Below are 12,741 nucleotides of genomic sequence, written 5' to 3' on the forward strand. Positions count from 1 at the left end.
GTACAATAAAATCGCTGTTTATGATTTGGTTTTGCCCATGCAAGCCGCTTGCTGGCCGCAGGAGACGGCCTGCATGTGCAAAACTCATAGCGGCAGGCAGCCGGGAGGCTGTACGAAGGCTGGGAGGTAACGAACGCATGGATATTTTCCTGAAGATTCTGCTCGTGATTTTTTCCCTCGGACTGATTGCGGTAGTTCTGCTGCAAAAGGGTAAGAGCGCTGGCCTCTCCGGAGCGATTTCCGGCGGAGCGGAGCATCTGTTCGGCAAGCAGAAGGCACGCGGCCTGGACCTGTTCCTGCAGCGGCTGACCATCGGGCTCGCCGCTGGATTCTTCATCGTCGCGCTGCTGGTCGCCTACCTGAAATAGCACGGAATACAGCCTTGAGGAAGCGGGGGAATCCCCGCTTTTTCTTTATATCCTGGAAGGCCAGCGGTTGATGACGCCCGAATTCGTGTATACTATCAAGGAGATAGAAGTGGCTGGATCTGCCAGGATAGCGGACGGGTCCTTACGGCACGAGGTGAGAAGGAGAACATGACCATCGAACATCAAACATTGCTCGACTTGATGAACCAGCCGGCGTACAAGCCGATGACGTATCAAGAACTGGAACGGCAGCTCGGCATCGACAACGCTTCCGATTTCAAGGCGTTCCTGAAGCTGCTCAATGAGCTGGAGGAGCAAGGCTCGATCCTCCGCAACGATGCGGGCGCCTACGGGCTGCCGCAGCACATGGACCTGCTCAAGGGCCGGCTGCAAGTGCATGCCAAGGGATTCGCGTTCCTGCTGCCTGAGGACAAGACCCATCCCGACGTCTATATCGGGGCCAACGATCTGAACACCGGCATGAACGGAGATACCGTGCTTGTCCGCGTCCAGACTCGCGGACCCGGGGGCGGACGGATGGAAGGCGAGGTCGTCCGGATCGCCGAGAGGGCGGTCAAGCAGTTCGTCGGCACGTTCGAGAGCCATGAGAGCTTCGGCTTCGTGTCTCCGGACGACAAGCGGCTCGGACGCGACATCTTCATCCCGCAAGGCTCGTTCGGCGGAGCGGTGACGGGCATGAAGGTCGTCGTCGACATCACGCACTACCCGCAAGGCCGCGCCGCCGCTCAGGGCGAGGTCGTCGAGGTGCTCGGGCACAAGAACGATCCCGGCGTCGACATCCTGTCCATCATCCGCAAGCATCAGCTGCCGGAGGGCTTCCCCGACGACGTGCTGGCCGAGGCCGAAGCGGCGCCCGACTCCATCACGGAGGAGGAGATCGTCAGCCAAGGCCGGCGGGACCTGCGCGGCAAGACGATCGTCACGATCGACGGCGAGGACGCCAAGGACCTCGACGACGCGGTCAACATCGAGCGGCTGCCCAACGGCAACTACCTGCTCGGCGTCCATATCGCCGACGTCAGCTACTACGTCCGCGAGCGCAGCGCGCTCGACCAGGAAGCATACCGCCGCGGCACGAGCGTCTATTTGACCGACCGCGTCATTCCGATGCTTCCGCATCGGCTGTCCAACGGCATCTGCTCGCTGCATCCCCAGGTCGACCGCCTGACGATGAGCTGCGAGATGGAGTTCGACGCGTCGACGCTGAAGCGCGTGCGCCACGACATCTTCACGAGCGTCATCCGCTCCAAGGAGCGCATGTCGTATACGAACGTGCGCAAGATCCTCACTCCGGTGGAGCCGGAGGACGAGGCCGCGGAGCCTGTTCTGGCGCAAGAGCATCAGGAGCCGTTGAAAGCGCCTCAGACGGACTTCGCGTCCGACGAGGCGGAGCTCGATCCGAGCCTGAGCGCGCCGGCGGAGAAGCTGCCGCCGGGCGGGATGGGCACGATCGTAGCCGACGACGACGGCGGCGTGCCTCGCCATGCGGACGATGAAGACGAGGAGCCGATTGCCGGCGCCTCGACGGACGAGGACGAGGATGAGGACGTGCGCCAGCCGGAGCGGTTGAGCCGGCCGACAGACATGGGCCTGATCGTTCCCGGCGGCGATGCCGGCAGCCCGGGCGAGGACACCGACGAGGAGTTCGCGTCGGATGACGAGGCCGGCGCATCCGGCGTCCAGTCGGACGACGGCGAGCCGTATCCGCTGCGCGGCGCCGGCGCCGGCGGGCCGACCCGCTCGCGCGAATCGGACAACCCGTGGATGGCTCAGGAAGCCCAGCCGGTCATCAACAACAAGCCGATCCGCAAGGCAGAAAAGGCGCGTACCCGGCAGGAGGACTTCGACCAGCTGGACGCCTTTGCCGGCGCGCAGGCTGCCGAATCCCAGCCGACGGAGACGGAGGCCGAGCGCGAAGCGCGGCTCGCCGCCGAGCGCCAGGATCGCGCCGAGCGGCGCGCGGAGCGCGAGCAGCTGCTGGAGCGCTATGCCGAGCTCGTGCCGACCTTCCAGCTGATGGAGGAGCTCGCGATGAAGCTCCGCCGCCAGCGGATGAAGCGCGGCGCGATCGACTTCGACTTCTCGGAGTCCAAGATCCTCGTGGACGAGGAAGGCAAGCCGACCGACATCATCAAGCGCGAGCGCACGATTGCCGAGATGGTGATCGAGGAGTTCATGCTGGCGGCCAACGAGACGGTGTCCGAGCACTTCTTCTGGCTCAAGGTGCCGTTCCTCTACCGGGTGCACGAGAATCCGGAGGGCGAGAAGCTGATGACGTTCATCCAGATCGCCTCCAACTTCGGCTACTCGGTCCGCGGCAAGAACAACACGGTCCATCCCAAGGCGCTGCAGTCGCTGCTCGAGGAGATCAAGGGCACCAAGGAAGAAACGGTGCTCTCCACGATGATGCTGCGCTCGATGAAGCAGGCGCGCTACGACGCCGAGAGCCTCGGCCACTACGGCCTGGCGGCGGAGTACTACAGCCACTTCACGTCGCCGATCCGGCGCTATCCCGACCTGGTCATCCACCGGGTCATCCGCGAGGTGCTGGAGAGCGGCGGCACGCTGTCCGAAGCCCGCATCGAGGCGCTTGCCGCCCGCATGCCGGACATCGCCCAGCAGTCGTCGGAGCGTGAGCGCGTGGCCGTCGACGCCGAGCGGGACACGGACCAGCTCAAGAAATGCGAGTTTATGCTCGATAAAGTAGGAGAAGAGTTCACGGGCCTCATCAGCAGCGTGACCGGCTTCGGAATTTTCGTGGAGCTGCCGAACACGGTAGAAGGTCTCATCAGGCTGAGCAGCCTGAACGACGACTACTACCACTTTGACGATCAGCAGATGATCCTCATCGGTGAGCGCACCTCCAACATGTATCGCATCGGAGACGAGGTGAAAGTGCGCGTGGAGCGGGTAGATATGGATGACCATCAGATTGACTTCGCGATGGTCGAAGGAGGCTCGCGCGGAGCCGCTCAAGGAAGCGGAGCGCGCGGGAAGGGCCGCGGAGCCAAAGGGCGCCGCGGCAAGGAAGCCGCCGGCCGTGCAGGCGGCCAGCAAGGCGGCGCAGCCGCCGGGCGCGCCGGCGCAGGCGGCCGATCCGCCGCGCAGGGCGGCGGATCGACGGCAGCGCCGGCGAGCGGCGCGCGTCCGAGCGCGCAGCGCGGACGCGGAGCCGGCGAAGCCGGCGGCCGCGGCCCGGGCGGAGCCGGGCGCGGTCCTCGCGGGGGCGGCGGCGGCAGAGGCCGCCGCGACAGCGGGTTCGGCCCCAACGGCTGGCGGGGCAGCATGCCGGAGGACATCCCGAACGTGCGGGATGACAACCCTTGGAGCGTGCGCGAGGGCGGCAAGACCGAGAGCACGAAGCGCACGGACATGTGGGGCTTGCCGGTGCCGCCGGCCAGCCTCGGCAATCGCGGCGGGCGCCCGGGCGCAGGCCCGTCGGCCGACCGCAGCCGCGGACGCGGGCCGTCTCCGGACGGCGCGCCGCGCGGCGGCCGTCCCAAGGGCGGACGCGGTCCGACGATCAGCGGCGCTTCCGCAGCGGATGGCCAGCAGGCGTCGGCAGGCGTGCTGCAGGAGCAGGTCTCCGGCGGAGCCAAGGCGAAGCGCAAGCGCCGCAAGGGCAGCAGCACGGCGCCGTCCATCCGCGAAGTGACGCGGGCGGACATCGCCGATCTGTTCCGGGACATGGATCCGGAATCGCGCGCTTCCGTCACGCCGGACGCGCCTGCAGCCGCCGAGGGCGGCTCCAAGCGCAGCCGTTCGCGCCGCAAGAAGAACAAGGGCGCCGCAGGCACGCCGCCGGTGAGCGGCGGCGATGCGGGAGTCAATCCGAATTCCGCGCCTCAGGGCGGCTCCGGTCCGGATTCGGCGGAGTAGCCTAATCAGCGCAGCAGACATGGACAGGGATTGCCGATCCGGCAATCCCTGTTTTCGACGAAAGGAGGAGATCGAGGTATGGCCAAGAACAAAGATCAATCGCAAAAGCCGCTTGCCCAGAACAAGAAGGCCTCGCATGACTACTTCATCGAAGAGACGTATGAAGCCGGCATGGTGCTCATGGGCACGGAGATCAAGTCGTTGCGTACCGGCCGCGCCAATCTGAACGATGCCTTTGCCACTGTCCGTAACGGGGAGATATTTCTGAACAACCTGCATATCAGCCCGTTCGAGCAGGGCAACCGGCATAACCCGACCGATCCGACGCGGGCCCGCAAGCTGCTGCTGCACAAGGCGCAGATCGCCAAGCTGTTCGGGCAGTCCAAGCAGGAAGGCTACTCGATCGTGCCGCTCAAGATTTACGTGCGCAACGGCTACGCCAAGATCCTGATCGGACTCGGCAAGGGCAAGAAGCAGTACGACAAGCGCGAGTCCGCCGCCAAGCGGGATGCCCAGCGCGACATCCAGCGGGCGCTCCGCGAGAAGCAAAAGGTGGCTCGCTAGCGGGGGCGCCAAGCCGTAGAGCAAGCAAGAGGATCGGCATCGGAGAGCGGGCGGTTGATGGGCCGGCTTGCGTGCAGAAGCGTACTTTCGGATGTCATCAAGCGTTGCTAGCTCATCCCGCTTGGTCTGGCTTCCAGCGATTCGCTTCGCTTTTTCCGATTCACCTGTGGTATACTAGGGGTATCAAGTTACGTTGGCTTTGAATGTGCAATGCTGTGCGATGATCTCGCTCAGTCCTTGCGCTTCGGACCGCCGCGCGGCTGCTGCAGCTTAGGTGCATGCGCCGGCAGGACGGATCTGTCCGGGGGCGTTTATGGATTCGACGGGGGTAGTTCGAGCATGGGTTGCGGGTAGTGGGGACGCGTCCGCTTTATCAACGCTAAAGCCTATTAAATGGCAACCAACGTACAACTTTAGCAGCAGCCTAAGAAACTGTATGCTAAGCTCCTCTCCAGCATCGCCTATGTGCCGGATGTAGGGGCTCACCCTTAGTAGGCTACGCTGTTCGGTCTCCGCCTGGGGTCGGCAGAAGAAGACAATCAGGCTGACCTGTAGAATAGCCGGTTACGGGGCGCTTCTGCAGGTGACATCAAATCCGTGACTACACCCGTAGATGCCTATGTGCCGTTGCCTTCGGACAGGGGTTCAAATCCCCTCGCCTCCATTAAAAGAAAACCCACAACCTGAAAAGGTTGTGGGTTTTTGCTTTTTTCTATGAAGATAGGGACTCTTACGTAACTGGAGACGGCAGCTCTTTGCTGAGAGGTGAGGCCATGATGTCTGGCATTGGAGAGTCGGCTGAGCATGCAAATCCTCATCGCTGAGGACGACAAATGGCTGACTCGAGCCATCCAGCTTCGTGACTGCTGCTTGTTCGCCTGGACCGCAAGGCTAATCATCGCTATACAAATGGAATGCCGACCCGAGCAGGACTTGCCGTGCGGAACACGAATTCATGGGTATTCATTTCGCGAAAGGCGAGGTGTAGTCCATGCATGAGCTGCGCCGGAAGCTGCCCGGAAGCGGATTATTCTCGCTCCGCAAGCGGATTTTGCTGGTTCTGATTATCGGCTTCGCCGGCTTCGCCATCCTGATGGCGTCGGTCTCCTACAATGCGATCTATACGATGCAGCATGACAAGATCGAGACCTCCATGGCGTTCAACCTGTATCAGCAGACGTCCAAGCTGGACCAGACCTACGCCTATCTGCTGCAGGTCACGCAGCAGATGATGCCGGAGGGCACGGTCGGGAACCTGATGGAGTCGTACCTGGCGGCGCCGGATTCCTACCATGAGCTGCTCCTCTCTCGCGACATCGCGTACAATATCGGACTGGTCACCTTTTCCAACCCCGCCATCGAGCTGGTCATGTACTACAACGAGGAGCGGGACAAGGCCTCGTACTCCAATCTGCCGCTGCGCGAGAGCTTCGACCTGGACTCCCTGCCCGACACAGCCGGCATGAACGGGCTGAAGTACCAGTCGCCGCATCTGTCGATGTGCCGCTTCAGCGACGACCTGGTCGTCTCGGTGACGAGGGAGGTCCAGTTCTCCGACGGGAGCAAGCGAATCATCTATGTCGAGGCCAGGTCCGATGTGGCCAAAGACATGAATGCGCTTGCCTACGGGCTGAATCTTCCCTATACGCTCGCCTTCACCGATCCGAACGACGTCGTCACCTACAGCAGCAACCCTTCGGCCTACGAGGCTGGGCAGAGCCTGGCGCTGTCCGGCCGCGCGGGGATGGACGGCGGCTATGTCTGGAACCGCCTGGAGGGAGGCTACGGCTATGGCCTGACGCTGCTGCTCCCTGCCTCCAGCTACAACCGCGAGCTGTACACGTGGAAAAATCATATGTATGGCATCCTGGCCGTCGCCCTGCTGATGATGCTCCTGCTCACGCTGCTGCTGCGCAGGCTGTTCAATCGGCCGTTCTTCCTGATCGAAAAGGAGATGAGGACGTTCGGCAAAGGCTACATGGGGACCCGGACGGTCCGGACGGGCATCCTGGAGTTCGACCGGATCTTCGGCCAGTTCACCATCATGAAGCGGCAGATCCAGCAGCTGATGCTGGAGGCGGAGCAAAAGGAGAAGCGGCGGCATCAGCTGGAGCTGGAGAAGCTCGCCAGCCAGATCAACCCCCATTTCCTCATGAACACGCTGAACTCCGTGCGCTGGCTGGCGCTGCTGCACAAGCAGGCGGAGATCGAGAGGTTCGTCACGGCGCTGATCGCGCTGCTCAGCTACAACCTGGGCAAGTCGACCGAGCCGGCGACGCTCCGATCCGAGCTTCAAGTCATGGCGACGTACCTGGAGCTGCAGCAGATGCGCTACGACTTCGAGGTGAGGCTGGATGTTGTCGAAGGCAGCTATCTCGACGGTCCCGTCGCCCGCTTCATCCTGCAGCCGATCGTGGAGAACGCCGTCTGCCACGGCATCGACGACAACGGGAGGCTGGACATCGTCGTCCGTCCCGATCCTTCGGCAGGGACAGTCGCCATCGTCATCCGCGACGACGGCAAGGGCCTGAGCCGAGAGACGCTGGAGCTGCTGCAGCGCGGGACGCCGGACGAGCGGCAGGAGGGATGGGGCATCGGACTGCGATACGTCCGCTCGATGCTGGAAGCGCACTACGGCTTCAAGGCCCGTCTTACGATCGACAGCTGTCCGAACCAGGGCACGACGGTAACGCTGGTGCTGCCCGACTCACGTTCACAAGCAAAGGAGAGAGCGATATGATCCGGGTGCTGATCGTCGACGATGACAAGCTCGCGCGGAAAGGCCTGATCTCCATCCTGCCCTGGTCCAGCCAGGGCATGACGGTCGTTGGAGAAGCGGCGAACGGCGCGAAGGCGCTGGAGTTCATGGAGCGGCAGGAGGTGGATTTGCTGTTCGTCGACCTCTCCATGCCGGTCCTGTCCGGCTTGGAGCTGCTGCGTATCGTCCAGCGCCGATTCCCGAGCGTGCGCTCGGTCGTGCTGTCGTTCCACGAGGAGTTCGAAAACGTGCAGGCGGCATACCGGATGGGCGTGCTGGACTACCTGTCCAAGGTTCGGCTGGAGTCCGAAGACGACGAGCAGATTCTGCGGCGCATCCGCGAACGGCTCGCAAGCGAGCCGCCGCGTTCTGCCGGCGAGGCGGCCGCGAACAGTGCGGCAGGGTCGGAGGCCGGCCCTGCGGACATGGCGGAACGGCCTGCAGGCGCAGGCTCCGCCTCCGGGCCCGCGACTGCTCCGGCCGACTCGTCACCCGTCGCCGCTCTGCAGGCGGCGAGACCCGGCGGCGCCCCGCGTCCTGCGGAGGAGGACTGGGCCGCGATCGAGGCCGAGTGGCGTTCGATGCACTGGCTGTACAGCGAAGCGCGGTTCCAGCGCCTATGCAAGCGGACGGCGGAGGCCGGGGCGTCTGTACCCCGGCTCGCAGGACTCTTGCAGCGCATCGCCGCTCCGCTGGAGACGATCCATGCGCCGGACTTCGGGCGCCTGGCGGAAGCAGGCGACATCGCCGCCGCCCTGCAGTGGATGCGCGACTGCCGATCGCGCATCTACGCTCATGTCGCGGCGGCCTCCGACTGCGCCACGACGATGGAAAGCATGCTGAAGGCGGTGCTGTTCATCCGGGAAAGGTCGTCCGAGGCACTGCATGCCGAAGCGGCGGCCGAGCATGTGCATATGAGCCGCAGCTACTTTTGCCAATGCTTCAAGAAGTGGACGGGCATGACGTTCCATGAGTATGTGCGGCAGGAGCGGATCAGCGCCGCCGAAAGGCTGCTGTGCGAGACGAACCGCTCCATCGGCTGGATCGCCCATTCGGTCGGTTACAGCGATGCCAAATATTTTTCCCAGCTGTTCCACGAGCAGACCTCGCTGCTGCCGAGCGAATTCCGCGCCCAGTTCCAGAAGGGGGAAGAATGATCGCTCCGGAGAAGACGTCCGCCCCCCTCCAGCGCGCAGGACGCCGCAAAAGGCGGCACAGCTGTCCGCCTTTTCTAAAGCGCTTTCAAGCTACAATGGGAAAGCAACGATTCCAGGGGAGGGATCTTATGAAACGAACGATGGCTGCGCTGCTCTCCGTCGCCCTGCTGGGGCTTGGCCTGACCGCTTGCACGTCCTCCAGCTCCTCGAACACGGACGAGAAGGCGCCTGCGGCGTCGTCCGGTCCGGCGCTGTCGGGAGACGATCTGGCGTTTTACCGATTCCCCGAGCCGGTCGACGTCCATATCGGCATGCCGGTCGATCCGACCGACAAGACGCTGCCGGAGGGAGACAGCGTCAGCAATAACCAGTACACGAGATACTTGAAGGAGAAGTACAACATCAACGTCATCGTGGATTGGACGGCGGCGACCGGCAACGACTTCAAGCAGAAGGTGAGCCTGACGATCGCCTCCGGCAAGCTGCCCGACGGCATGGTCGTCGACGACCGGTCGTACATGACGAAGGCGGCCGCATCCGGCCTGCTGTACGACATCACCGACCTGTTCCAGCAGGTCCAGTCGCAGCAGGTGAAGGACATCATGGAAAGCACGGGCGGCCGCGCCATGGAAAATGCGAGCTACAAAGGCCGCATGGTCTCGCTGCCCAACATTACGGTCGACACCGACGGCGTCCACCTGCTCTGGGTACGCAAGGACTGGCTCGACAAGCTCGGGCTGCCGGTGCCGAAAACGGCAGCCGACATCGAGAAGACCGCCAAGGCGTTCAAGGACGGCAAACTGGGCGGAGCCAACACGATTGGCATCGCCGGACCGTCGAAAAACACGTTCCCTTACGCCACGTTCCTCGCCTCGTCCAACAACCTGGGCGGATTCGACCCGCTGTTCAGCGCGAAGGACGCCTATCCGGGGTACTGGCTCGACAACGGCGACGGCTCGGTGACGTACGGAACGACGACGGAGCAGACGAAGGATACGCTGGCGCTGCTGGCCGACTGGTACAAGAAAGGGCTGATCGACCCCGAGGCGGGCACCCGCGACAACGTCGGCGACCCGATCAACGCGAACCAGACCGGCATCTTCTTCGGTCCTTGGTGGAGCGGCGGCTATGGCAACGGCGATTCGTTCAAGAACGATCCGACGGCCAACTGGCAGGCTTATCCCGTCTACACCGACGACGGCAAGTGGAACGCGCATATGAAGACGACCGGCAGCTCCTATACGCTCATCAGCAAAAACGCCAAGCCCGATGTCGTCAAGGCGATCCTCATCATGAACAACGCGCTCGTTCGCGACGAAGCGACGTTCGATCTGTCGGTGGCGGTCGGCTGGTATCCGCTGCGCAACGTCATGGCGGCGGCCAACGAGACGGAGTACGAATACGCCGAGCTGCTCAAGGTGCTCAAGGGCGAGACGCAGGCCGAGGACTACAACGAGCCGAACAGCCTGTACAAGCTGATGTATGCCGACGCGAAAAGAGTGAAGGATGTCGTCAAGCCGCCCTATGACGAGCTGAACGTGAGCAACTTCAATACGTCAAACTTCGGCGACTTCCAGCGCCTCTACTCGCTGCTGGTCGGCGATCGGCCGTTCTCGACCGTGCCGATCGACAAGAAGGTGTACAGTGTCACCTACAACCAGACGCCGACGATGGAGACGAAGTGGGCCAACCTCAAGAAGCTGGAGGACGAGACCGTGCTCAAGATCATTCTCGGGCAGGCGCCGGTCGATTCCTTCGACAAGTTCGTGAAGGACTGGAAGGCGCAGGGCGGGGACGAGATCACGGCCGAAGTCGCCGAGCTGCTGAAAAAATGAGGAGAACAAACGTCGAAAAGCATTATTATCTGATGCTGCTGCCGGGCATGGTCTGGCTCGTCCTGTTCAGCATCGTGCCGATGGCCGGCATCGTGATGGCGTTCCAGAACTACAACCCGGGAGCGGGCCTGCTGAAGTCGCCATGGGTCGGGCTCGACAACTTCCGGTACATGTTCCAGCTGAACGACAGCCGCACGGTCCTCGTCAACACGCTCGTCATCGCCGTCGGAAAGATCGTGCTCAACCTGATCGTTCCGCTCGTCTTCGCCATCCTGCTGAACGAGCTGCGGCATCTGCGCTTCAAGAAGCTGGTGCAGACGGCGGCCTACCTGCCGCACTTCCTGTCCTGGGTCATCATGGCGACGATCGTCATCGGCATCTTCGGCTATTACGGCGTCGTCAATACGGTGCTCGGCATGTTCGGCGCGAGCCCGCAGCTGTTCATGGCGGACGCCGGCATCTTCCGCCAGCTGCTGGTCGGGACCGACGTGTGGAAAGAATTCGGCTACAACGCCATCATCTACCTGGCGGCGCTGACCGGCATCAACGCCAGCCTGTACGAGGCGGCCGCGATCGACGGCGCCAGCCGCTGGCAGCTGATCCGGAACGTGACGCTGCCGGCGATGTCGACGACCGTCGTCCTGCTCGGCGTGCTCAGCCTCGGCAACGTGCTCAACGCCGGATTCGACCAGGTGTACAACCTGTACAATCCGCTCGTCTACTCGACCGGGGACATCCTCGACACCTGGGTGTACCGCCTCGGCCTGCAGAACCTGCAGTTCTCGCTGGCGACGGCGGCGGGACTGTTCAAGTCGGCCATCAGCTTCGTCCTGATCGTCGTCTCGTACCGGCTGGCCTACCGCTATGCGGATTACACGGTGTTCTAAGGGAGGAAGCCGCCATGGTCCGAAGCAAGACAATCGGCTCGAGGGCATTCGACGGCGCCAACTACATCGTGCTCGCCCTCCTGCTGTTCAGCTGCCTGTACCCGCTCTGGTATACGTTCTGCGTGTCGATCTCCGACAAGGCCGCGGCCAACGCGGGCCTCGTGACGATCTATCCGATCGGATTCTCCCTGGCGTCCTACAAGGAAATCATGAGCGACGCCCTGTTCTTCAACTCGTTTTGGATCTCCATCCAGCGCACGGTGCTCGGCACGGGGCTGTCGCTGTTCGTGACGGTGCTGATGGCTTATCCGCTCGCCCGGCCGTCGCGGGAATTCAGGCTGCGCAACACGTTCATGTGGATCCTCGTGTTCTGCATGCTGTTCAGCGGCGGGCTGATCCCGTGGTACCTGACCGTCCAGAGCTACGGCCTGATCGACTCGATCTGGGCGCTCGTGCTGGCCGGCGGCTTGCCGGTGTTCGACGTCATCCTCATCATGAACTTCTTCCGCAATCTGCCCAAGGAGCTGAACGAAGCGGCCGTCGTCGACGGCGCCGGCCCGTGGGCGATCCTCTTCCGCGTCTACTTGCCATGCTCGGTTCCGGTGCTGGCGGCCGTGGCGCTGTTCATCGGCGTCTACCACTGGAACGAGTTTTTCAACGGGCTCGTGCTGATGAACACCTCCGCCAACTATCCGCTGCAGACGTACATCCAGCAGCTGGTCGTCAACATCCCGACCGGGACGAACCTGACGCCCGACCAGTACAAGAAGCTGTCGGAGCTGTCCAACCGGACGCTCAACTCGGCCAAGGTGTTCATCGCGATGATGCCGATGCTGATCGTCTACCCGTTCCTGCAGAAATATTTCGTCTCGGGCATCATGCTCGGAGCGGTGAAGGAGTAGGACCCGGTCCTACTTCTTTTCTTTTGCTTGAAAGTCGCCCCGAATGAACTTTTCTCCCCATTCGCATAGCAGATCCAGAATGCCGCTGAGCGATTGTCCTAGCTCGGTCATCTCATAAACGACCTTGGGAGGCACCTCGTTGTAGACGGTCCGGCCGACGATGCCGTCGTCCTCCAGCTCCCGAAGCTGCTGGGTCAGCATCTTCTGCGTCACGGCGGGCATCGCCTTCCTCAGCTCGTTCGTCCGCTTGGGACCCGAGGACAGATGGCATAGAATCAACGTTTTCCATTTCCCGCCCAGCACGTCGAGCGTAGCCTCGGACGGGATGTTGTACTTCGGCTTGGGCTGCAGTCCCATCGAGTTCTCCTCC

The 12,741-nt window shown here is 62.9% G+C and carries 9 protein-coding genes and 1 other RNA gene; 9 read left to right on the forward strand and 1 reads right to left on the reverse strand.

Translation table 11 applies throughout. The features are described 5' to 3' along the window. The first annotated feature begins 137 nt into the window (after positions 1–137). The 9 genes from secG (at position 138) to HGI30_RS01545 (ending at position 12,371) form a co-directional block, all read left to right on the forward strand. Positions 138–368 carry a preprotein translocase subunit SecG gene (gene secG, locus HGI30_RS01500; RefSeq protein ID WP_028599304.1) on the forward strand — a complete coding sequence of 77 codons (231 nt, stop codon included), beginning with the start codon at positions 138–140 and terminating at the stop codon, positions 366–368. Positions 369–536: 168 nt separating this feature from the next. After that, positions 537–4,268, forward strand: coding sequence for an RNB domain-containing ribonuclease (locus tag HGI30_RS01510; RefSeq protein WP_235680281.1), 3,732 nt, complete (start codon positions 537–539; stop codon positions 4,266–4,268). Between the two features lie 78 nt (positions 4,269–4,346). After that, positions 4,347–4,832, forward strand: coding sequence for an SsrA-binding protein SmpB (gene smpB / locus HGI30_RS01515; protein ID WP_168906077.1), 486 nt, complete (start codon positions 4,347–4,349; stop codon positions 4,830–4,832). A 303-nt stretch (positions 4,833–5,135) separates the two neighbouring features. Then, positions 5,136–5,499: a transfer-messenger RNA gene (gene ssrA / locus HGI30_RS01520) on the forward strand. 324 nt (positions 5,500–5,823) lie between these two features. After that, a complete protein-coding gene (locus HGI30_RS01525; RefSeq protein ID WP_168906078.1) occupies positions 5,824–7,572 on the forward strand; it encodes a sensor histidine kinase in 1,749 nt (582 codons plus the stop codon). After that, positions 7,569–8,747, forward strand: coding sequence for a response regulator transcription factor (locus HGI30_RS01530; protein ID WP_168906079.1), 1,179 nt, complete (start codon positions 7,569–7,571; stop codon positions 8,745–8,747). Before HGI30_RS01525 ends, HGI30_RS01530 begins: the two co-directional genes overlap by 4 nt. A gap of 128 nt (positions 8,748–8,875) precedes the next feature. Further along, complete coding sequence (locus HGI30_RS01535) at positions 8,876–10,582, forward strand: type 2 periplasmic-binding domain-containing protein (protein ID WP_168906080.1); 1,707 nt, start codon at positions 8,876–8,878, stop codon at positions 10,580–10,582. Continuing rightward, positions 10,579–11,469: an ABC transporter permease gene (locus HGI30_RS01540; RefSeq protein ID WP_168906081.1), complete on the forward strand. Its 891-nt coding sequence runs from the start codon at positions 10,579–10,581 to the stop codon at positions 11,467–11,469. The genes HGI30_RS01535 and HGI30_RS01540 overlap by 4 nt, the downstream gene beginning before the upstream one ends. Positions 11,470–11,483: 14 nt before the next feature. Beyond that, positions 11,484–12,371 carry a carbohydrate ABC transporter permease gene (locus HGI30_RS01545; RefSeq protein ID WP_168906082.1) on the forward strand — a complete coding sequence of 296 codons (888 nt, stop codon included), beginning with the start codon at positions 11,484–11,486 and terminating at the stop codon, positions 12,369–12,371. A 9-nt stretch (positions 12,372–12,380) separates the two neighbouring features. Here the strand turns inward: HGI30_RS01545 and HGI30_RS01550 are convergent, their stop codons facing one another. Further along, positions 12,381–12,728, reverse strand: a complete 348-nt coding sequence (locus tag HGI30_RS01550) for a winged helix-turn-helix transcriptional regulator (protein WP_168906083.1) — start codon at positions 12,726–12,728, stop codon at positions 12,381–12,383. Positions 12,729–12,741: the final 13 nt, after the last annotated feature.

The organism is Paenibacillus albicereus (assembly GCF_012676905.1).
Lineage (GTDB): Bacteria > Bacillota > Bacilli > Paenibacillales > Paenibacillaceae > Paenibacillus_O > Paenibacillus_O albicereus.

Excerpts from the sequence above, each read along its gene's own strand:
- secG (WP_028599304.1), top strand. The coding sequence starts at position 138 with ATGGATATTTTCCTGAAGATTCTGCTCGTGATTTTTTCCCTCGGACTG.
- HGI30_RS01510 (WP_235680281.1), top strand. The coding sequence starts at position 537 with ATGACCATCGAACATCAAACATTGCTCGACTTGATGAACCAGCCGGCG.
- smpB (WP_168906077.1), top strand. The coding sequence starts at position 4,347 with ATGGCCAAGAACAAAGATCAATCGCAAAAGCCGCTTGCCCAGAACAAG.
- HGI30_RS01525 (WP_168906078.1), top strand. The coding sequence starts at position 5,824 with ATGCATGAGCTGCGCCGGAAGCTGCCCGGAAGCGGATTATTCTCGCTC.
- HGI30_RS01530 (WP_168906079.1), top strand. The coding sequence starts at position 7,569 with ATGATCCGGGTGCTGATCGTCGACGATGACAAGCTCGCGCGGAAAGGC.
- HGI30_RS01535 (WP_168906080.1), top strand. The coding sequence starts at position 8,876 with ATGAAACGAACGATGGCTGCGCTGCTCTCCGTCGCCCTGCTGGGGCTT.
- HGI30_RS01540 (WP_168906081.1), top strand. The coding sequence starts at position 10,579 with ATGAGGAGAACAAACGTCGAAAAGCATTATTATCTGATGCTGCTGCCG.
- HGI30_RS01545 (WP_168906082.1), top strand. The coding sequence starts at position 11,484 with ATGGTCCGAAGCAAGACAATCGGCTCGAGGGCATTCGACGGCGCCAAC.
- HGI30_RS01550 (WP_168906083.1), bottom strand. The coding sequence starts at position 12,728 with ATGGGACTGCAGCCCAAGCCGAAGTACAACATCCCGTCCGAGGCTACG.